Raw genomic sequence first — 20,224 nt, 5'->3', positions numbered from 1 at the left:
AATGATGAGCAACAACAGCTACACAAAAGAATTTAAAATAAAAGCAGTAGAGCTCCTTGAGCAAAGAAATAAGTCAGTAAGGCAAGTAGCCAAGGAACTGGGGGTTGCTGAAAATAATCTATATAACTGGCGTAAACAGTTACATAAGAAACAAGAAAATGCGTTCCCTAATCAGCCCAAGCATGATGAGAAAGAACTAGAGTTGAGACGCCTGAAAGCTCGTATTGCTGAGCATGAAGAGGGGCGTGAAATACTAAAAAACAACCGAAAGACCTGATCTTACCCTGTTAAATAGAAACTCCACTTCATTTTTTCTCTATACTTTATTTTCCAAAGAGAGCGACCGTCCGCTTATTGGTGGTTTAAACCCCGTTAAAAAACATGGTCCAGGGTGTACTGCGTACCCGGCATTGGAGGCACATTAGTGACCCCGTTTAGGAAGGTGATTTTTAATTGCTACCCCGCTCTTTGGTTGATTTTATTTGAGAGGAAAAGAATGAGCTCATTTAATAAACCATCAGGCATGGCTATTATTCATGCTAATGCTGCAGGCATTGATATTGGTTCAAAATTTCATGTTGTAGCTGGCCCTCGGGGAGTAATGGAACAGCCAACCCACTTAAGCATTTAAATTATTTATAAACAACAAGCGTGTCGCTACCTCGTCATAAATTCTGGGACATCCAAGTCCCCAGAATTCACTCGTCAACGCGACAAGTATGCCTGCAGCGCCTGAAAGCCAAAAGTATTTGGCAAGAGGCTGCTTTCGAGCTTCTTTGTGCCTAAAATTCAACAGCAGAACTTTCTTGCGCCACGCTCTGTTAAGTTGACGATGCCTAAATTCAAAATGACTCATCTACCAGGTATCCTAACTTACCCCAATAATGCCTTGGGTTGCTCTTTTAAAAATCAAATAACTATATTTCCAATTGACTTAAAAGTTTCACTACAGCTATTCTACCAGTGCAACAAATTGGATTTGTGTTTTATTATTTTTAGGTGGAATTATATGAATAAGAAAAGACCAGTATTGCTAGCGTCATCTATAGTTTTAAGTTTGGCGTGTTCAGTTTCTTTTGCGGCTAATATCCCAGTTGGATGGGGAATTCCACAGCCAGTGAATCAGTTCAAGGAAAACGATGTATTGATTTTCCCTGCTTTTGCTCCTAGTAAAAATACAACGTGGACAGTTTCTTGTTTTACTATAGGTGGTGCAAATGCCGTTTTATCAGGAATAATGCGAGTAATCCCAGCTGAGTCAGATAAAGAGCATCATGAGTTTGAATTTGATATTGCTCATTATCCTGGTGCTTCTACTCCTGCTTTGACTAATGCTTTAAGTACTAACATGAATCTTCAGTACACAATCAATAAAATTTCTTCTAATCCTGGTATAGATGAGATTTATTGTCATGTAACCGAATCTCAATAGCCCTTAATCAATAAAATCCAGTCTTGTTTGAATAGGGGATTTGGAGTCCAACGGAGCGGAAACATACGCTAAGCGAATATAAAGAACAGTTTGATTTATTTATATTTTTGAAGCTCATTAGAATACACTTTGACAATCGATTTGTTGTTTTTTTAATTGCCTATAAATCATGTTGTTCGTTCTTATCGTACGTTTCCGCTCCGTTGGGCTCCAAACCCTTATCTTAGCAAATAACATTTTTGATCAAATCCAAAACATTTAAAGTGATTAATGCCAACTATTTAAGGCAAATGGGAACTAATCTAGTCCGAAAACAGGTGCTACACGCACACACGGCCTAAAAGGGAATCAATTCGAGTTTTTGCGAAGGACCACAGCAAGATAACTGCGAAATCCGGGATAAGTATTGTTATATAATTCAAGTTGTTTGGGTTCTGCTTATGCATGAATAACTTATTGTTTATAAATAATTTAAATGCTTAAGTCAGTTGGCCGTTCCATTACTCCCCGAGGGCCCTATACCCAAAGAGGTCAGCAAAGAAAAATATCATCCAAGCTTCAAAGCTATGTTAGCCTTACAAAAATATTATATGTCCATGCCCTTTCATCGCCAAGACTATTTTCAATCACTGATTGGTTTTCCTATTGCAGCATCGGTAATCCCCCCATTTTTAACTGAAGTTAAAAGTAGAGGATTAGGCAACTAGTGCCAATTTTTGCCTTGGAGGAATGCCTCCAATAGCAGTATTTGGACGTTCATTGTTGTATGTCCATAACCATTGTGTGGCATGTAGTTGCACCTCAGCAATAGATTCGAATAAATATTGGCTTAACCAATCATACCGAACAGTGCGATTATACCGTTCAATATAAGCATTTTGCTGTGGATTTCCTGGTTGAATAAAGACCAATCGTATTTGATTTTTATCAGCCCATTGTTCTAGCAACTTAGAGATATATTCAGGGCCATTGTCACAACGTATTTGCCGGGGTTTGCCACGCCATTCAATGATTTGATTAAGAGCTCGTATGACCCGCTCTGCCGGCAAAGATAAATCAACCTCGATAGCAAGACCTTCGCGGTTGAAATCATCGAGCACATTAAATAACCGATAACTCCGACCATCTTCTAACTGAGCATGCATAAAGTCCATCGACCAGCATTCGTTGATTGCAGTTGGTACCGCCAATGCCTCTGGCTTTTCCCTTATTAACCGTTTTTTGGGTTTTATCCGCATGTTGAGTTCTAATTCCCGATAGATTCGATAAACGCGTTTGTGATTCCAAACAAACCCCTTCACATTACGCAAATAGAGAAAACATAAGCCAAAACCCCAATTACGTTGATTCTCGGTTAAACGCATCAACCAATCCGCTATGATTACATTTTCATCATCTAATTGTGGCTGATACCGATAACAGGTCTGACTGAGACCAAATAACTCACACGACAAGCGAATTGAAATATCCTTATTAGCCACCGCCTTTCTCGCCAATTCTCGTCGGCGTGACGGTGTTACCACTTTTTTTCAATGGCCTCTTTGAGTATCTCTGCTTTTAATCGTTCCTCTGCATACATCTTTTTAAGCCGGCTATTTTCAGCTTCCAGCTCTTTTAGCCGCGACATCATCGATGTATCCATTCCTCCAAATTTAGCTCGCCATTTGTAAAATGTAGCAGCGCTAATAACATGTTCTCGGCAGAGTTCTGAAACAGGGGTGCCACCTTCAGCCTGTTTTAGAATCGACAGAATTTGGCTATCTGTAAATTTTGATCTTTTCATGAAGAATCTCCTCCAATATAGCGTATGAGAAAATTCTACTTTTGACATCACTTATTTTTCGGGGGGATTACCATGCTGCTATAGGAAAACCAAGCAGTGATTGAAAATAGTCCTGGCGATGAAAGGGCATGGCCATATAATATTTTTGTAAAGCCAACATGGCTTTGAAGCTTGGATGATATTTTTCTTTGTAGACCTGTTTAGGAATATTCGCAGAGAATACTGAGGAGTTTCTGCAGCATGCAGAAACTCCTCAGTTGATTTGGAAACCTGGAATCTTTACAGCCAATATTATTATGACAATGGCCTCAAAATGCTAAACAAGTCTCAGCAGAAAGATCACAAAGAAATTAGATTTCAGATATATAAATATTAATGGCTTGTTATCTGAAAAAACAATTGATTTAGGTTCTTTTAAGAACAAATCATTTCCTTTTTTACTTTATCAACTATTAAGTTATGTTGATAGTAAAAGAGTTTCGGAGAAAGAACTTAAAAATTTTATTAGTATAGCTAAAATGAAGGACTCCACTAAATTAATTAATAATTTTTTTCCTTTGCCTTCTGTCAATAAAAGGGATAATTTTTATGACATACTTTTTGTTAATTAACTAACCTTTTGTAGTAGTTTTAGAATAGTATAGTCTTACCGAAGATATTGATAAACTATAAATTTAAATTCGGTATACTTTCACAATTGCATGGTGTAATTCATCTTCAGTCTCTTTCACATTATCATCTAGCAAAAATTTTACATTACCAAGAAAACCATAATTTAAATCAAGTAATTCACGAGCATCAAACTCATTAAGAGTTATTATTTTTAAATACTGTATATTTAAATTTTATATTATTAGGGGCGGGTATTTATTATATAATGTAGGCTTGCTGAAAAGTAACAGTTGACGAATAAGTAGCTAGCTAATTTTGCAACAAAACGTCTTTTTTGCACAAAATAATTTGCAAATTCAACATAGAGGAGAACTTATTGTGGCAGCTAGTTTAGATGTGTTAGTAAAAACTTTAAATTTTGATAAATTTAATCCATTTAATCCTGAACAAAAGGCAGAGGATTTTTTTAATTTAACTGCGAAAGGGGGAGCACTGGATGTCTATAGACCAGGAATTGGGGTCACCGTGATCGTGCCAACAGAGATGCCAAACGGCGAATGTAAATTTTTGATGTTGGGATACGTTCGAGAGCTTCCAGAAGATTGTCAATCTCTAGAGGCATCTGCCCCCCCCCGGGATGGCTTACAGCTTTGTTTTGGTGGCGGTCGATTAGATGCAGTTGGTGAAGGTTATGCAGAATGTATTGCCAAGCTCTTATCGAAAAAAGTAGATATAGAAGTTGCTGAACACAAGGGATTTATCGAAACAATCATAGCTAATTTGCGGTATGACACTACAGTACACTCAGATGTTAGTTACGAGTGGAAGATGAATTATGCAACCGTCATGGGCGTTGCTCCCACAATGAAACTCGCCGCACTACAGACTCTTTTAGCCGATACTAGTGCTCACGTCAATCAGGCAGCAGAAAGAACCCCTTGGCTAAAAGCGCGTAATATAATGGCTTTTGATATAGATGAGGTGCGTATAGCCTTAGAAAAATTGCAGGCTAAATATCAACAACAGGGCTTCCTAGATATAAAGCTCGAGAAAGAAGATTTTATCAGATTAACCAATCTCGCCAGCGAAAATCAGACAGCACATTTCTATCGTCCTTTTGCTTCTAAGCCGTTAACAAGGCTAATTGAATCAAAAAAATTAACGGCTGTTTATATTGAGGAATTGCAACCGGCTTCCCCCCCGCATAATGCTAATCAATTTGGCAAATAAGCCTCTAATAGCAACCTGACTTTTCTGCAAGATTGCAGAAAAGTCAGAATCCAGGTCGTTCAGATACAGAACCACTAATCTTATCAGTAAAAATTTGCTCACACCCCGCCTTTTTCAATTCATCCAATTGCAAGTCTAAATTTTGTTCATGGGTAGAAACTCTGGCATACCCTACTCTCATTATTATTCCTTGTTGTTCAGAAAGACTAAAAGAATAGAATAAAATGAACTTTGATTAATGTATAGAGTTTTCGAACTGGCTTTCGGGGTTATTTTCTAATTTTGAAAAAAAGTGAGCGGAGTCCGCAAACCCATCGTTTTTTGGAATAGAATCTGAAAGTTAAGCATTTTGCTAGTATTGCAAGATTTTTATATTGATATGGGTTTTGGATAGTAAAACCCAGCCAGGACCTTTAGAGGGCTGCTCCTCAGTAATAGGAAGTAGTTTATCGACGTTAACGTTTCCGTTACTCCCTGAGCCCCATAGATTTCCTATTTATAGCTTGCTTTTCCAGTAGTCCCAAGGGCGGCTCAAGACAACATGGTGAAGTTCATCAGTCTTAACGGCCTCTTCATGATCCAAGAATTTTGGCTCTCCAAGCTGCATAGCGATTGGTTGGCAACGAGCATTGATCGTTGCATAGACTGCTCGAAATACGGCTTCCTTCAACGAGCTTCCAACAATCGTGGCGCCGTGGCCGCGCATCAGCACCACAGCACTTTTGCCGAGCGACGAAGCTAATGAACGTCCAATTTCACTACTCTGAACCAGCATATTCGTCTTCCCATGTTTATGCTGTATATCAAATATCGGAGCACCTGCGGCTAAAAATCCACACATATGATATAGCGGTCGCAAAGGTGTTTTGCTAACACCAAAAGGAATTAAAACCGGAGAGTTTGTATAAACAATGGCATTAACATCAGGCCGTGCTCGATAAATTTCGCCATGAATAAAGCGCTCTAACGAGGGCCCCGATCTATTCGACCCGCAAGGGTTACTGTCTAAATCCAACTCAATAATGTAGTCTTCTGCATCAGTCCAACTAAAGTTATCGCGTGTCATAAAATAACGGTCAGACCGGCATGGGTCACGAACAGAAGCATGACCAAAGCCATCGATAACCTGTTCGTTTACCAAAATTCTAGTGGCAACTACGAGATCACTGATAATTTCCTTTGTATTTGCATGCATACCAGTCCCCTTTATTATATTTGTCGGGTAGCCTCTAGGCCTTAGAGTCGAAAACTGCCTCAATGTTATGTCCGCTTGGGTCAATTATAAAAGCAGCGTAATAGTTTTTGGTGTATTGTGGCCTTAAGCCAGGTTCACCATTACATTTTCCACCAGCTTCAATTGAAGCCTCATAAAACTTTTTGACTTGATCTTGATTTTTTGCGCGGAATGCAATGTGGCAAGGTGTCAGTTTATCCTTGTTTTGATATTGAGCAATTTCAAAAAGCGCGCCATTGCCAATATCAAATGACCAAAATTTCCCTTCTTCTCCAAAAGCAATGCTGATACCGAAAGGAGTAAACGCTTTTTCATAAAAACACTTACTTTCTACTAGGTCGCTTACATATATCAAAACGTGATCTATCATTCGTTTTTCACTCTATTAATAAATTCAATTTGACTGTTTACAGGCAGCTATGAAGACTATCACTAAAGTATATCCCTTGTAGATGGCTGCGAGATAACTTAAAACCCCATCATATGAATTGGTTTTTCATTTTTTGATAGTTACTTATCACAAAGATTAGACTTCATAGATAGGCAATAAAAAAGAAAAAAGAAGCCTATAATTAAGCGTTCTTAGACTGCTTCATAATTTATTTGGAAAGGAATTCTCCGCCATTGGCTATTTAATAGGGCGTATATTGAACAATCGCTTGATTTTTCCGAGAGCAAAAGGGATAGAGCACCAACCAATGATACCCTCTATGATCAATGCAAACCCCAATGTGAAATAGTAAAATTTCCCCATTTCAAACAGTGCCGCAATACACAATATCACACCAATTATTGCACGATTTATCCGATCAGTTTTATCTATATTACATGTGAATGACATTATAATTCCTCTGTTGGATCAAGATCCCTCATTGCTTTTTATTTTCGATGAATAAACCGGTTAACAAAGTCGCTTTATCCATAGATTGTTGCATATTTTTATTTACGCTCGGCTGTGCTCTTGCAATTAACGCTCGCTCATCATCGTCGGCTAGCCCACTTAATAATTCTCTATATAATTCATACAAACGATTAATCACTTTAGCTAAACCATCAATAATTTCGTCAGCGATATCAAGAAATAAGCCTTGATTATCAGTATGAGCAAACACTTTATCTCTTAAAAAACGAATCCCTTTATTCTTGTCTGTTAATATGGAATATTCCTCGCCTTTTTTATACATATCGCTCCAATCTGTCATTTTTTTCATGATTTGTTTTTTTCTTATTTTTTCAATACATTCATTAGAAATTTTATTTTGAATTTTAATGTAATTAATCGGTGAATCATGATCTATTAATAAATCACAGGCAGCGATTATTCCTTGGCTTAGGAATGCATCTAATAAGTCATCTCGTATATCCTTCAAATCTCTGTTTACACCATGGCATATCTTTAGCGCACGATAATAATTGATATTATCAATTACCTTCTTACAAATAATCGAGCAATTCTGAACGCAATTATTAATATCTTTAATGTATTCACACCCCTCCTCCATTCCTGGCTCCTTAGTTCTCAGATAACTGAATATAAAATTATTTTTAAATAATTCTTCAATGGGGTATGAAGCTAATAACCGGATACGCAGTTATGGAATTAATTGGTCGATTATTCTTCTTGCTTCAAGAGTAAAATTCTCATCCGCTTCATCTTCTGTAGCAAAAATCCTAGCTTGCAAACCAGGAAATTTTTTGACTGAAACACCCCTCACTGTATGAATTTCCATGTGTCCATTTGTTGAGAAACCGCCTTTAAGTAAATTGAAGGGAGTAGAGCAAATGATAATTCTTTTATAACTAGTTCTTTGAGACATTAAAACCTCCAAATTTGAATTATATTTCTTAAGGAAAATGCTCTCAATTTCATTATAGAACTGTTATGAGAAACATGCTGGTCTTATTGTCATTCGTGGGTATACATTAGTTTTCAAATAGCTCTTCAATTGTCGATTGCATTTCTTCTTCGCTTGGCTTGGCATAGCGGAAAATTTCCTTAATCGAAACGTTTCCACTCAGCTCTTGTGCAAAATGTACCCCATGCTTGTCAGTGACCTTCTTCAAAAAAGTATGTCGCAATTTATGAGGTGTAAACTCAAACTGCTCATTTTCATTTAACAATGCGGATACTTGCCGTAATACTCTCTGGCAAAGCCGATAAATATTGCGGGTGTTGATGCGGTTCCCTACCTTATTGATGAATAAAGGTTCATCAGGATCAAGTTCCCGACTATTTAAATAATTATCCAAATGCTCTCTTGCTTCTTGAGGCAGAGGTATTTTATTAGTCACCCTTTTGCTTTTATGACGAATCACTGAATGCAGCCCTTTAGAATGGTACTGATTAACATTTAAAGAAACCAACTCTGACTCTCGCAAGCCAGTACATAAAAGCACATAAAACACGGCTGTTTCTAACAAAGCATTTTGATTTTTACGGGTGCATATTTTTGCCCGTTGTTCACAAGCAGCCTTTAAACGCATGAGTTGCTTAGATGTTAGTCCATTCCATTCCGGAGCATCTGTTTGTAAATCTTTAACGCCTGATAAAGGGTCTCCCGCAATTAATGGTCTTTGTTGATGCAGCCAACGACCAACATGTCGCACCGTTGCCATGGTGCGATTAATGGATGTTGCCTTATAAGCCTTCCCTGTTTTCTCAGAAACCGTATTGCACAATGATCGTTGAAATTGCTTGCTGACTGCTGGTGTCCAATTATCCACCAGGTCATGCCCTACTTCGCTTTGATAGAAATTTAAGAATTTTGCCAGGTCTTTTTGTTTCGCCTGTTCTGTTTTTAGAGGTGCTCCTTTGACATGCACCTGAAAATAAAATGACAACCAGGCTGACAAGGAATTGGTATCAAAATGTACAGCCAGGGGATGAAAAATCTTATCTACCCCAAACTTTCGATTTTTATCATTTTGCGCATCCAATAAATTCAAGGCCTTCTCCGTGAGCATTTTTCTCATTATACCTAGTTTAGGGTAGATAAGGTACGTTATATATCCCAATAGCAAATACCATGAAATGCTTAAAAATATTTGAATCAAGTCTTATTGTGCTATAATGTGTACATCAAAACACATTAGAGAAATTACATGAGCTCAACGACAATGACTATTCGGTTGGAATCAGAGATGAAATTTCGTTTAGATAGATTGGCGGAGGTTACTCATCGTAGCAAATCCTATTTAGCTGCCGAGGCTATAAATGAATACCTTAAAACCCAAGAATGGCAGCTTGCTGAAATTAAAAAAGGACTGGCAGAAGCAGATAACGGCCAATTAGTCGATCATAACGATATCCTTAAGCTCTGGGAGGATAAGGAAGAGTGAGAATAAAATGGACTAAAGGAGCACAAAAAAACTTAATGCAAATTGAAGAGTATATTGCACGAGATAACCCGAAAGGAGCTGTTGGTGTCGTTATAAAAATCATCAAAGCTGTAGGGCTACTTTCTCATAACCCTGCCATGGGTAGAGTAGGCCGAATTTTTGACACACGCGAATTAATCATTAGCGGAACTCCTTTTATTGTTCCCTATCGCATTAAATCAGAGCAAATTGAAATTCTCAGAGTATTTCATAGTTCGATGGTATGGCCAGATTACCTATGAAACTAACGCATAGTTGGTATCCGGAATTTCGAGGCAAGATCAAAATGACGATGCCCCGAAAATTGGTGCGGCGTACACACCAAGCCAACCAGTTTTAAATTAAAGAGGGGTTATCGACAGCAGGCTTGTTGCCATGTTCGCTATGTGCCCTGCCCACAAACTCTCTAAAAAAAGTCGTTGCGGTTTTGCCTGAGCGGCTATGGAGATTATCCATTGGCGTAACATGACCATGTCCACGAGGGTTATCATTTTCCATTTTTCTATCTTGATAAGAGGCTCTGGCTTTTTTCGCGGCATCTCTGGTTGCATTAGGTGCTGTTGCAATCACGTCATCAAGGTTGTCTTTTTGTATTTGACGCTCTGTTTTGAGTGCGGCGTGGAGCGACGCATAGTGAGGAATAACTGGATCATCCAATACCTCTGCCGTTCTCATTTCTCGTCTGGTTCGTGCCAACATATATTCCTTATATTCTGCTGGAATTGCTTTAAACGCATCATCTGCATCCATTTCCCATTTAACTAAGCGGACAGCAAAAGAAACGAAAGGTTTGGCGAGCCAGCCCAAAAGTTTTCCACCGAACGTTTCTTCATGACCTGTCTCTGAACTACCGGTGCGAATCTGGCCTACTACAAAGTTAGTAAGAGAGGAAAATGAGCGGCCGTTAAACAGATTAACTTTGTATCCTTGCTTATGAAAATGATCAGCAACCAGAGTAGATATACCGCCGCCCAGGGAGTGTCCTTTCAAAGTGATATTTTCAGCAGATACACCAGCATCCAATAAACGCTGAATTTGCGCTATTCCATCGTTAACCAAATCTTGTTTGGATTGGGGATGGCCAGTACTATTACCCACACCGCGCAGATTAAAACCAACTACATTACATTCCAATTCAGCTGCATCGGCCTGCATGTCCGCAATAATTTGTTCATAACACATGCCATTTCCAACAAAATTAACAATGTATTTTTTAAATTCAGGAGCCAAGCTTTCTTGAGATGAATGGTCAACTTCGAGGGTATCTAACGCTGCGAGCCATGGAGAGCCGAAGGCGCGGGCGAGTAGTCCCTGGAAGCCTTAGGGCCGGATGTTTTTCCGAAGGAAAAATATAAGGCCATACGAAAAGGCGTCAGTCATTGGGGAGCGCAGATTTTGAGCCCCGAAGGGGGATCAAAATCAAGGGGGACCAGGACGGCCAGGGCCGCCGGAGGCATACTTGTCGCCTTTTTTTGTCCCTTTCGGGGACTTGGACGTCCCGGAAGGTTTCTCAAAAAATGGCGACACGCTTGACTCAACTGTTTACAAACTGCCTGGATAGTTTCGTAGGCAAATCCCCGACCACTTAAAAAACGATAAATTCGTGTTTTTGATTTTTCAGGATACTCACCACTTAACCCTCTACTTTTTCGACGTGCTTCATACAAAGCCCTTGAGTATTCATCGCCAAGTTGAGCTAATACGTCCTCAATCACCTCGTCACGGACTTCTCTTTGTCGCAAAGCCTGCATAATAAAGCGATTTCCCTTGTGGGCATAACGTGTTGCAATGCCCTCTGCAAGACGATGGTCATTAATCAAATGGAGCTCATTGAGGCGCTTTAGGGTTTTCTGAATTAAAGCATAAATATCGGGTTTATCTGCAAACATTTTTTCTAATTGTTTGCCAAGTTCATGCTCCGAATAGAACCGTTCTGACAAAAGCTTCATTGCCGTATCCAATAAGTCACTCATGTTTGTTCCCTTGTGCGTCGTTTACCACAGCATCGTTTTGTTAAAACATTTTTTAAGCAATAATGGAAATAATCAACGATAAAAATTTTTTGATTTCATGATACAATTCCTTGTAATTTAAATACCCAAATTCCTTCCAAGTAATATCTTATGTTACGAAAACTCAACCTGGATAATAAATCTGAATGGGTCGCTTCTTTCTATTAACTACTGCAAATGAGGTCAATGTATGGGGACGTACAGAGGTTTTACTCATAATTTCCCAAACAATATAATGACGAACTATTTCAGCATCTGCAATCAGGGATCGATGACATCTCCATGGTACTGCTTCAGCACACATGATTGCTACTTTACGACCTTTCCTTATTAAACCATTTAACTCTTTTAGTCCTTCGAAAAATTCAGGTGTTTGCATGTAATCCGCAAAGCCACGAAAGCTTGCATTGCGCCATCCTTTATTAATAGAATTTTTAACTGTTCGACGTAAACCACCTAATTTTGATAAATGCGTATAATTTATGTTCTCCATTCGAAGCGATTTTTCGAGCTCTTTTTCATTAAACCATGGCACGTGACTCGATTTTGGAATTGTGCGCACATCAACGACATGCATAATTTGATGCGCATGCAAAATTTCAATAAATTCCTGCAGAGTATGTGTCGAGTGTCCAATCGTATAAAGCTTAGGCATAAACAATGTCCTTATATTCATAAAACTTTATCGAGGTACTTCATAACGCTCTTTAATACCTTTTTTAGAAAGAACTATTTGCCATAATTGAATTTTCTGTAAATTGTATGAACGACACCTTTTTGTCGCTCAAAAATTAAATGATGATAAAAACAAAATTATATTTTTAATTTACGTGCCACTCCCGTTTTAATGGCAGCTTCTTTTACCGCTTGCGCCACTAACTTTACCACGTTGGTATCAAACACACTTGGAATAATATAATTGTAAGTTAGATATTTTTCTTCTATAGCGTTTGCTATAGCATAAGCTGCAGCAAGCTTCATTTCTTCATTAATATCCGTGGCCATACAATCGAGCGCTCCCCTAAAAATACCCGGGAAACAAAGTACATTATTAATTTGATTTGGATAATCGCTACGCCCTGTTGCAACAATGGCAGCGTATTTTTTTGCTTCTTCTGGCATGATTTCTGGTGTTGGATTAGCCATTGCAAATACTATAGCGTCTTTATTCATTTTTTTTACATCTTTTGCTGTAATGACTCCAGGCTTAGAAACACCAATAAACACATCGGCACCTTTGATTACATCATGTACGGTCCCTTTTTCAAGATTAGGATTGGTATGTTTTGCATACCATTGGTGAGCTTTTTGCAATCCTGCTTTGCCATGATAAAGCACGCCGTAACAATCACAACCAATAATATTTTTTACACCTAAATTGAGTAACATTTTGGTACATGCTGTACCGGCTGCACCAATACCTACTATAACCACTTTAATATTTTCGGGTTTTTTCTTAACTACTTTTAGTGCATTAATCATTGCAGCTGACAGCACTACTGCTGTTCCATGTTGATCATCATGAAATACTGGAATATTCAATTCCTTTTTTAATCGTTCCTCTACTTCGAAACAACGAGGCGCCGAAATGTCTTCCAAATTAATCCCACCAAATATCGGAGCAATATGCTTAATGGTTGTAACGATTTCATTTACATTTTGAGTATCCAAACAAATAGGAAATGCATCGACATTGGCAAATTCTTTAAACAATAATGCTTTTCCTTCCATGACAGGAATGGCAGCATATGGTCCCAAGTCTCCCAAACCTAAGACCGAAGTTCCATCAGAGACTATTGCAACCATATTTCTTTTAATTGTAAGGTTATATACGTCTTCTGGATTTTTATAAATAGCAGTACAAATTCGCGCAACACCTGGGGTATAAGCGATTGATAGATCATCCCGGGTCTTTAATGGAATTCGACCTTTAATCTCAATTTTCCCACCAAGATGGGCCAAAAAAGTACGATCAGACACGTTAATCACATCTATATTAGGTATCGTACGCAATAGATCAACTATTGCTTCCGCATGATTAGGGCCACATGTATAAATGGTAATATCGCGGATCTGAGCATCTGTTTCGGCACGCACAGTATCAATAGCTCCTATTTGCCCACCTTCTTTTTCAATAGCAGCTGTTAATGCACCGAAAGCTCCTCGGGAGTTTTTTATACGAACCCGTAGAGTAATGCTATTTGATGCACTACATATTTGATTGACCACAGCAACTCCTTACAAAAGGTCTTTGAACAAACGATTGAATTTTTCTTTAAGAGATTCAAGTATCGTTGCTTTTTGTTATATCCATATTGAGTTATTCATAAACAATATAAATGTTCTCCAATAAAGCTATATAATTTTTATAGTACATAAAAACCCTATATAAAACTAATAATCAGACGCGACCAATTAAAAACTAACGGACATACAACTTTTAATCTCATCTTATCCATGTTTCTTTTTGCATTTATGAATTATTATTTATTTATGATATAAAAAATTTCATAAAACCATTTTTCATGCTAACCGTTACAAAAATGCTACTTAAGCCATATGACGATAAAATGAACTAATGCACTACACTATAAATAAAAACTATTAATATAGAGTGTTAAAAGAATATAGCGACGTATTTAAGGAGAAATAATGTCTGTTTACACGATTAAATTAGTCAGTAAACAAGAAATAGCCGAAAATACTATGGCATTCATGTTTGAAAAACCGGATGGATTCAATTTTAAAGCAGGCCAATTTGGAGAGTTTACATTAATCAATCCTCAAGAAACTGATGCAGAAGGTAACACTCGTGCGTTCTCATTGACTCAACCTCCCTCAGCAAAGGATTTAATGGTGACAACTCGTATGCGAGACACTGCTTTTAAACGCGTTTTAAAAAACCTTCCCTTAGGTAGTGAGCTTCAACTCGATGCCCCTCATGGCTCGTTTACCCTTCATAATAAAAAAGAAACTCCTGCTGTCTTTCTCACTGGAGGTATTGGCATCACGCCTGTTAGAAGTATTGTAATCCAAGCTGCAAGAGATAAATTACCACATGAACTTTTCCTTTTTTACTCCAATCATCGACCAGAGGATACTGCTTTTTTGGATGAACTAAAGTCTCTTGAAAGAGAAAATAGCCATTATCATTTTATCCCTACCATGACTGATATAAGTAAATCGAAGGAAGCGTGGCAAAATGAAACAGGTTATATTAATAAAAAAATGCTCTCAAAATTCATTAAAGATTTAGCGAAGCCTATTTATTACATATCTGGTCCAGCGGCTATGGTGTCTGCAATGCATCACATGTTAAATGAAGCAGGTATTGATGATGACACGATTCGTATGGAAGAATTTTCTGGATACTAAATATTAATAGATTCCAGGGAATATGATTTTATTTGTATCTTAAAAGACAGGAGGTCTTAATGCGATTTTCTATTTCCCGCTACAATCCAGAAACTGATTCAGCACCTTATATGAAGGATTATGAACTGGAAATTCCCCAAGGCTCTGACATGATGGTGCTGGATGCACTTCAACTCATAAAAGAAGAAGATGAAACACTTGTATTTCGTGCATCTTGCCGTGAGGGTGTATGTGGTTCTGATGGCATGAACATTAATGGGTTAAATCGTTTGGCGTGTATCACATCACTCTCATCTTTAACTCCGCCCATAGTGATAAGGCCATTGGTTAATATGCCGGTAATTCGCGATTTAGTGGTGGATTTCACCTTATTTTTTAAACAGTATGAACGTGTTCAACCTTATTTACAAAACGACACCGAGCCACCAAGAACAGAAAGACTACAAACACCTGAAGAACGTGATAAGTTAGATGGACTATATGAATGCATTTTATGCGCGTGTTGCACCAGTTTTTGTCCTTCATCTTGGTGGAATCCAGAAAAATTTATTGGACCTGCAGGTTTGTTATGGGCCAATCGATTTCTTCAAGACAGCCGCGATACAGCAACGGATAAACGTTTAGCTGATTTACAGGATCCATTTAGTGTTTTTCGGTGTCGAACCATAATGAATTGTACGGTGGTATGTCCAAAACATTTAAATCCTTCTGCAGCTATAGCAGATATCCGTCGAATAATGACGAAAAAGGAATCTTAATTTTTCTAATTCAGCAAAGGAAATTAATGATGAATGAGCATCAATTTCGTAACTTAAATTTATTGACTATTCGCTATCCATTCACCGCTATTATTTCTCTATTACATCGATTATCAGGTATTTTTTTGTTTTTGCTGATCCCCTTTTTATTATGGATGCTGGATAGTGCTACAGGCACAACAGATGGATTTGAACGGGTGCAAACACTATTAACAAATCTTCCTGTCAAATTATTATTATGGCTATTTTTAGTTGCACTATGGTATCACCTCATTGCGGGCATTCGTCATCTATTGATGGATATTGGAATAGGAGAAAGCCTTAAAAGCGCACGCTTAAGCGGAGGAATAACCGTAGTAATAACCCTCCTCGCAGCAATATTATTAGGGAGCTGGTTATGGTAAACAAATTATCGGTGAGTATGAGTTTAACTGGGAGTGGCTTGAAAGATTGGTTAGTACAACGTTTTTCTTCTCTTGTCATAGCCCTTTATTTTTTTGTCTTATTAGGATTTTTTTACCTCCACCCAAATCTTGATCATGCCTCTTTACGACATTTCTTTTCTACCACATGGATGCAAGTATTTTCACTTACTGCATTGTTAAGCTTATTTTTGCATGCCTGGGTTGGAATTTGGACCGTCATTACCGATTACATCAACCTCTTTACTATTCGATTAATCATCCAGGTATTAGTCATTTTCACCTTGATTGTGTATTTTTTTTGGGGTGTTGAAATTTTATGGAAAATAGCTTAACGGAGTACTTAAAATGAATTTAGCACAGTATACATTTGATGCAGTAATTGTAGGCGCAGGAGGTGCTGGAATGACTGCCTCATTACAACTGGCACATTCAGGATTAAAAGTTGCAGTCATTTCGAAAGTATATCCCACCCGCTCACATACCGTTTCCGCTCAAGGTGGAATTGCTGCCGCATTAGGTAATGTTCATCCTGATGACTGGCGCTGGCATATGTTTGATACCGTTAAAGGATCAGATTACCTAGGTGATCAAGATAGCATTGAATACATGTGTAAAATGGCACCTGATGCGATGTATGATTTAGAACATATGGGTATGCCCTTCTCACGCCTGGATAATGGAAAAATATATCAACGCGCTTTTGGGGGGCAGACAATAGAATATGGAAAAGGAGTTGCTCAACGTACATGTGCTGTTGCAGATCGCACAGGACATGCATTGCTTCATACTTTGTTCCAAAATAATGTCAAAGCCAAAACGCACTTTTTCAATGAGTGGTTTGCGATTGATCTTGTAAAAAACGCTCAAAATAAAATTGCAGGAGTAGTTGCGCTATGCATCGAGACAGGTGAATTAGCATTTTTTAATGCCAACGCCACTATTCTTGCAACTGGTGGTTCCGGTAGAATTTTTGAAACCTCCACCAATGCATTGATTAATACAGGTGATGGGTTAGGAATGTCATTACGTGCAGGACTGCCGCTGCAAGATATTGAAATGTGGCAATTTCATCCAACAGGATTACCAGGTGTTGGTATCTTAATCACTGAAGCAGTACGAGGTGAAGGTGGATATCTTATCAATAAAAATGGTGAGCGTTTTATGGAACGCTATGCGCCACATGCCAAAGATCTTGCTTCCCGTGATGTTGTTTCTCGCGCAATAGCACTAGAACTGCGTGCAGGTAATGGCTTTAACACACGCGGTATTGATCATGTAAAATTAAAACTCGATCATTTAAGTGCGGAAGTTATCAATTCACGACTACCTGGAATACGCGAATTAGCAATCACTTTTGCACATACCGATCCGATTCATGAACCCATTCCAGTAACACCTACGTGTCATTATATGATGGGTGGCATCCCAACCAATGTACATGGTCAAGTAATTACAATAGGCAATAAGGATGAAGATCAAATCGTAGAAGGACTTTATGCAATCGGTGAATGTGCCTGTGTCTCAGTTCATGGTGCCAATCGTTTGGGCAGTAATTCCTTGTTGGATTTGGTTGTGTTTGGTAAATCCTCTGGCTTACATGCTGAAAAAGCAATTAAAGAAGATTTACCGCTACATTCTGTCACCGAAAGTGATATTGAAGCAGCATGTGCGCAAATCAATCGCTGGAATAATTCTAAAAAAGGAGAGGACTACAGACTGATTCGACAAGAAATGCAAAAAGTAATGCAAATTAATTTTGGTGTATTTCGCATGGAAGAACACATGCTAGAAGGACTCAACCAATTAAAGGAATTGCGTGCACGGCTTCAGCATGCAGTTTTAACGGATACGAGCAATATTTTTAATACAGCACGAATCCAAGCCTTAGAATTAGATAATTTGATGGACGTTGCTTTAATGACTGCTACAGCTGCGTTAACTCGTAAAGAAAGTAGAGGAGCACACAGCCGTGAAGATTATCCAAAACGCGATGATAAGGGTTGGTTAAAACACATCGTTGTTTTTTTAGATGAACAGGTCAAATACCGTCCTGTCAATATGAAGCCTAATTTTGTAGATCCATTGGAACCAATAGAAAGAGTTTATTAAAAAATAATAATATGGATACTTCATTTCTTTTGTTCCCACTACAACCATTCAGACTTGATTATACGGTATGGGCATTGCGTAGAAGGAGCAAAAATATTGTTGATTTATGGCGTGAAAACCGCTACACACGATTGTTTTTTATTGAAAATCAATTGATTAAAGTGGATGTAGAGCAAAAAAATGAGCAAGAAATTTTAGTATCAACCAACCAAACAATTAGCCCCAAAATAAAAAAAGAGTTAGTTCGATTATTAGAAAAGATGTTTGGTCTGAACTGCAACTTAATCGATTTTTATCGCATTGCAGAACAAGATCCTCATTTAGCTCCTATAATAAGGCAATTTAAAGGTCTGAAACCACCACGATTTCCAAGTATTTTTGAAGCACTTGTGAATGCAATTTCCTGTCAGCAATTATCACTTGACGCAGGATTACAAGTTCAAAACCGCTTTATTCAATATGTTGGAAAAAATATCCATAATGCTGATGAAACATTTTATGCATTCCCTATACCCAAAGATGTAGCAAACTGCTCCATTTTGGAATTAAAAAAATTAGGCTATAGCACCAATAAATGCGAAACACTTATTGAGTTATCGACTAGAATTAGTTCTGATGAAACCTTGTTTCATCATTTAGAAGATAAGACGAACAATGAGATTGTCGCATTTTTATGCCAATTTAAGGGAATTGGGCGATGGTCTGCAGAATATATTTTGTTACGTGGACTAGGAAAAATTGACATGTTTCCAGGAGATGATGTAGGTGCGTCAAACAATTTACAAAACTTATTGCAGATTAAAACAAAATTAGATTACAGGCAGATTTCACAGATTACCCAAAAATGGTACCCCTATGCCGGATTGATTTATTTTCATTTATTGCTACAGAAACTAAAAGCTAAGGGCTTGTTTGATATCTGAACTATGGATAGGAGAATACATTCATGAAAAAAGAGTTTAAAATAGGCGATCATGTTGAATGGAACTCAGAAGCAGGAAGGGTAAGAGGAACAATTAAAAAAATAATTACTTCTGAAATTAAATTTAAAAATTATACCGTTCATGCATCAAAAGAAGAGCCGCAATATTTGATTCAAAGCGACAAAACAGATCATATGGCCATGCATAAAGGATCAGCGCTTCAGAAGATAAAAGACTAATTTATCTTGGCTACTTTTTTTTCAAATCTCTAAAATTCAAGATGAATTTCTCAGTTAGATTCTAAATCTTATCGTCACAAAATCATCTATATCCAACGTTCATAACATAATCGCGTAATAGTGAGCTCTCAAACTCTGCTTTTTCCATAAGAACCAAAAGAGCATCGCGTGCGTTAATTACCCCTAACGGTTTGAAATTCTCGTCCACGATAGGGACATGCAAAAGATTTTGCTCTTTCATAGTCGTCCATACATCTCGCAACAAATCGGTTGGACGGCAGCAAATAACATCTTTAGTCATCACCGTCGCAACAGAGACGGTACAACCACAACCCTGGCACACTGCCATCATGCGAACAACATCCGTTCGAGTAATGATACCAACCATTGTTCCATCCTTGTCGCAAATAACGACAAGATTGATGTGTCGACCATCAAGAAATTTAGCGGCCTCTAATAAAGGAGTATCGTCTCTAATGGTTATAAGACGTTTCTGCGCTACAGGGACTATTTCCTCTACAAGTGCTTCTGAAAATGGCATATTTTCACCTTTCTGTAATTATTGATGACGTCTTTACCCTTTACAAGCAATGCATAGTAATATACTGATAATTATAGTCTATTGAATAAAAATAAAATAAATAAATTCGTCATACAAAATAAAATTGTAAATTACAAACGGATAGGCGATACACACACTCGTTCTTCGAAGCA

The 20,224-nt window shown here is 37.9% G+C and carries 25 protein-coding genes and 1 pseudogene; 13 read left to right on the top strand and 13 right to left on the bottom strand.

Annotated elements, in window-relative coordinates:
* Positions 1-4 precede the first annotated feature (4 nt).
* The 3 genes from BN1094_RS18465 (at position 5) to BN1094_RS19715 (ending at position 1,432) form a co-directional block, all read left to right on the top strand.
* Positions 5-277, top strand: coding sequence for a transposase (locus tag BN1094_RS18465; RefSeq protein ID WP_044012832.1), 273 nt, complete (start codon positions 5-7; stop codon positions 275-277).
* Between the two features lie 219 nt (positions 278-496).
* Positions 497-631, top strand: coding sequence for a hypothetical protein (locus tag BN1094_RS20215; RefSeq protein ID WP_281175085.1), 135 nt, complete (start codon positions 497-499; stop codon positions 629-631).
* 147 nt (positions 632-778) lie between these two features.
* The gene (locus tag BN1094_RS19715; RefSeq protein WP_141650517.1) at positions 779-1,432 is read left to right on the top strand and encodes a hypothetical protein; all 654 of its coding nucleotides are present in this window, start codon (positions 779-781) and stop codon (positions 1,430-1,432) included.
* 695 nt (positions 1,433-2,127) lie between these two features.
* On the opposite strand, the gene BN1094_RS18445 is transcribed toward BN1094_RS19715, so the two are convergent.
* A protein-coding gene (locus BN1094_RS18445) for an IS3 family transposase (protein ID WP_099908999.1) occupies positions 2,128-3,215 on the bottom strand; the annotation gives its coding sequence in 2 pieces (ribosomal slippage) (positions 2,128-2,954 and positions 2,954-3,215; 1,089 coding nt in all).
* Positions 3,216-4,205: 990 nt separating this feature from the next.
* Between BN1094_RS18445 and BN1094_RS18430 the strand changes: the two genes are divergently transcribed.
* Positions 4,206-5,057, top strand: a complete 852-nt coding sequence (locus tag BN1094_RS18430) for a hypothetical protein (RefSeq protein ID WP_044012820.1) — start codon at positions 4,206-4,208, stop codon at positions 5,055-5,057.
* A 49-nt stretch (positions 5,058-5,106) separates the two neighbouring features.
* Here BN1094_RS18430 and BN1094_RS18425 read toward each other — a convergent pair.
* The 7 genes and pseudogenes from BN1094_RS18425 to BN1094_RS18395 all read right to left on the bottom strand — a co-directional run.
* Positions 5,107-5,238 (bottom strand): annotated as a pseudogene (locus tag BN1094_RS18425) (recombinase family protein); the annotation flags it as partial.
* A 315-nt stretch (positions 5,239-5,553) separates the two neighbouring features.
* A complete protein-coding gene (locus BN1094_RS18420; protein ID WP_044012814.1) occupies positions 5,554-6,252 on the bottom strand; it encodes a class II aldolase/adducin family protein in 699 nt (232 codons plus the stop codon).
* Positions 6,253-6,286: 34 nt separating this feature from the next.
* Positions 6,287-6,661: a VOC family protein gene (locus tag BN1094_RS18415; protein ID WP_044012811.1), complete on the bottom strand. Its 375-nt coding sequence runs from the start codon at positions 6,659-6,661 to the stop codon at positions 6,287-6,289.
* Positions 6,662-6,919: 258 nt separating this feature from the next.
* A complete protein-coding gene (locus BN1094_RS20325) occupies positions 6,920-7,132 on the bottom strand; it encodes a YgaP family membrane protein (protein WP_044012808.1) in 213 nt (70 codons plus the stop codon).
* A gap of 28 nt (positions 7,133-7,160) precedes the next feature.
* Positions 7,161-7,793, bottom strand: coding sequence for a hypothetical protein (locus tag BN1094_RS18405; RefSeq protein ID WP_044012805.1), 633 nt, complete (start codon positions 7,791-7,793; stop codon positions 7,161-7,163).
* 90 nt (positions 7,794-7,883) lie between these two features.
* Entirely contained in the window at positions 7,884-8,108 is a 225-nt protein-coding gene (locus BN1094_RS18400; RefSeq protein ID WP_044012802.1) for a hypothetical protein, read from the bottom strand.
* Positions 8,109-8,214: 106 nt separating this feature from the next.
* On the bottom strand, positions 8,215-9,255 hold the full coding sequence (locus BN1094_RS18395; RefSeq protein ID WP_245614419.1) for a tyrosine-type recombinase/integrase: 1,041 nt from the start codon (positions 9,253-9,255) through the stop codon (positions 8,215-8,217).
* Between the two features lie 138 nt (positions 9,256-9,393).
* On the opposite strand from BN1094_RS18395, the gene BN1094_RS18390 reads away from it, so the two are divergent.
* Positions 9,394-9,630 (top strand): CopG family ribbon-helix-helix protein, encoded by a 237-nt coding sequence (locus tag BN1094_RS18390; RefSeq protein WP_044012796.1) that lies wholly within the window; start codon positions 9,394-9,396, stop codon positions 9,628-9,630.
* On the top strand, positions 9,627-9,911 hold the full coding sequence (locus tag BN1094_RS18385; protein WP_044012793.1) for a type II toxin-antitoxin system RelE/ParE family toxin: 285 nt from the start codon (positions 9,627-9,629) through the stop codon (positions 9,909-9,911). The genes BN1094_RS18390 and BN1094_RS18385 overlap by 4 nt, the downstream gene beginning before the upstream one ends.
* A gap of 94 nt (positions 9,912-10,005) precedes the next feature.
* Here BN1094_RS18385 and BN1094_RS18380 read toward each other — a convergent pair whose 3' ends face one another.
* The 4 genes from BN1094_RS18380 to BN1094_RS18365 all read right to left on the bottom strand — a co-directional run bounded on the left by BN1094_RS18380 (position 10,006) and on the right by BN1094_RS18365 (position 13,910).
* Positions 10,006-10,851 carry an alpha/beta fold hydrolase gene (locus tag BN1094_RS18380; RefSeq protein WP_052403389.1) on the bottom strand — a complete coding sequence of 282 codons (846 nt, stop codon included), beginning with the start codon at positions 10,849-10,851 and terminating at the stop codon, positions 10,006-10,008.
* A 194-nt stretch (positions 10,852-11,045) separates the two neighbouring features.
* Positions 11,046-11,642 carry a regulatory protein RecX gene (locus BN1094_RS18375; protein ID WP_081935208.1) on the bottom strand — a complete coding sequence of 199 codons (597 nt, stop codon included), beginning with the start codon at positions 11,640-11,642 and terminating at the stop codon, positions 11,046-11,048.
* 163 nt (positions 11,643-11,805) lie between these two features.
* Entirely contained in the window at positions 11,806-12,336 is a 531-nt protein-coding gene (locus BN1094_RS18370; RefSeq protein WP_044012789.1) for a DUF488 domain-containing protein, read from the bottom strand.
* 158 nt (positions 12,337-12,494) lie between these two features.
* Positions 12,495-13,910, bottom strand: coding sequence for an NAD-dependent malic enzyme (locus BN1094_RS18365; RefSeq protein ID WP_044012785.1), 1,416 nt, complete (start codon positions 13,908-13,910; stop codon positions 12,495-12,497).
* A 423-nt stretch (positions 13,911-14,333) separates the two neighbouring features.
* Here BN1094_RS18365 and BN1094_RS18360 point away from each other — a divergent pair, with 423 nt between their 5' ends.
* Genes BN1094_RS18360 through BN1094_RS18330 form a run of 7 tightly spaced genes read left to right on the top strand, consistent with a single transcriptional unit; the run spans position 14,334 to position 19,510 of the window.
* Positions 14,334-15,056 carry an FAD-dependent oxidoreductase gene (locus BN1094_RS18360; protein ID WP_044012781.1) on the top strand — a complete coding sequence of 241 codons (723 nt, stop codon included), beginning with the start codon at positions 14,334-14,336 and terminating at the stop codon, positions 15,054-15,056.
* Between the two features lie 59 nt (positions 15,057-15,115).
* Positions 15,116-15,814 (top strand): succinate dehydrogenase iron-sulfur subunit, encoded by a 699-nt coding sequence (locus BN1094_RS18355; RefSeq protein WP_044012778.1) that lies wholly within the window; start codon positions 15,116-15,118, stop codon positions 15,812-15,814.
* A gap of 26 nt (positions 15,815-15,840) precedes the next feature.
* Positions 15,841-16,218, top strand: coding sequence for a succinate dehydrogenase, cytochrome b556 subunit (gene sdhC / locus BN1094_RS18350; RefSeq protein ID WP_245614418.1), 378 nt, complete (start codon positions 15,841-15,843; stop codon positions 16,216-16,218).
* Positions 16,212-16,571 carry a succinate dehydrogenase, hydrophobic membrane anchor protein gene (gene sdhD, locus BN1094_RS18345; RefSeq protein WP_044012771.1) on the top strand — a complete coding sequence of 120 codons (360 nt, stop codon included), beginning with the start codon at positions 16,212-16,214 and terminating at the stop codon, positions 16,569-16,571. Before sdhC ends, sdhD begins: the two co-directional genes overlap by 7 nt.
* Before the next feature lie 13 nt (positions 16,572-16,584).
* Positions 16,585-18,348: a succinate dehydrogenase flavoprotein subunit gene (sdhA, locus tag BN1094_RS18340; RefSeq protein ID WP_044012768.1), complete on the top strand. Its 1,764-nt coding sequence runs from the start codon at positions 16,585-16,587 to the stop codon at positions 18,346-18,348.
* An 11-nt stretch (positions 18,349-18,359) separates the two neighbouring features.
* Positions 18,360-19,271 carry a DNA-3-methyladenine glycosylase family protein gene (locus BN1094_RS18335; protein WP_044012764.1) on the top strand — a complete coding sequence of 304 codons (912 nt, stop codon included), beginning with the start codon at positions 18,360-18,362 and terminating at the stop codon, positions 19,269-19,271.
* A 23-nt stretch (positions 19,272-19,294) separates the two neighbouring features.
* Positions 19,295-19,510, top strand: coding sequence for a hypervirulence associated TUDOR domain-containing protein (locus BN1094_RS18330; RefSeq protein ID WP_044012760.1), 216 nt, complete (start codon positions 19,295-19,297; stop codon positions 19,508-19,510).
* A gap of 82 nt (positions 19,511-19,592) precedes the next feature.
* On the opposite strand, the gene BN1094_RS18325 is transcribed toward BN1094_RS18330, so the two are convergent.
* A complete protein-coding gene (locus BN1094_RS18325) occupies positions 19,593-20,051 on the bottom strand; it encodes a CBS domain-containing protein (RefSeq protein WP_044012754.1) in 459 nt (152 codons plus the stop codon).
* Positions 20,052-20,224 lie beyond the last annotated feature (173 nt).

Origin of the sequence: Legionella massiliensis, from assembly GCF_000756815.1 — a bacterium.
GTDB classification, from domain to species: Bacteria; Pseudomonadota; Gammaproteobacteria; order Legionellales; family Legionellaceae; genus Tatlockia; species Tatlockia massiliensis.
This window is presented reverse-complemented; position numbering and strand designations above follow the sequence as displayed.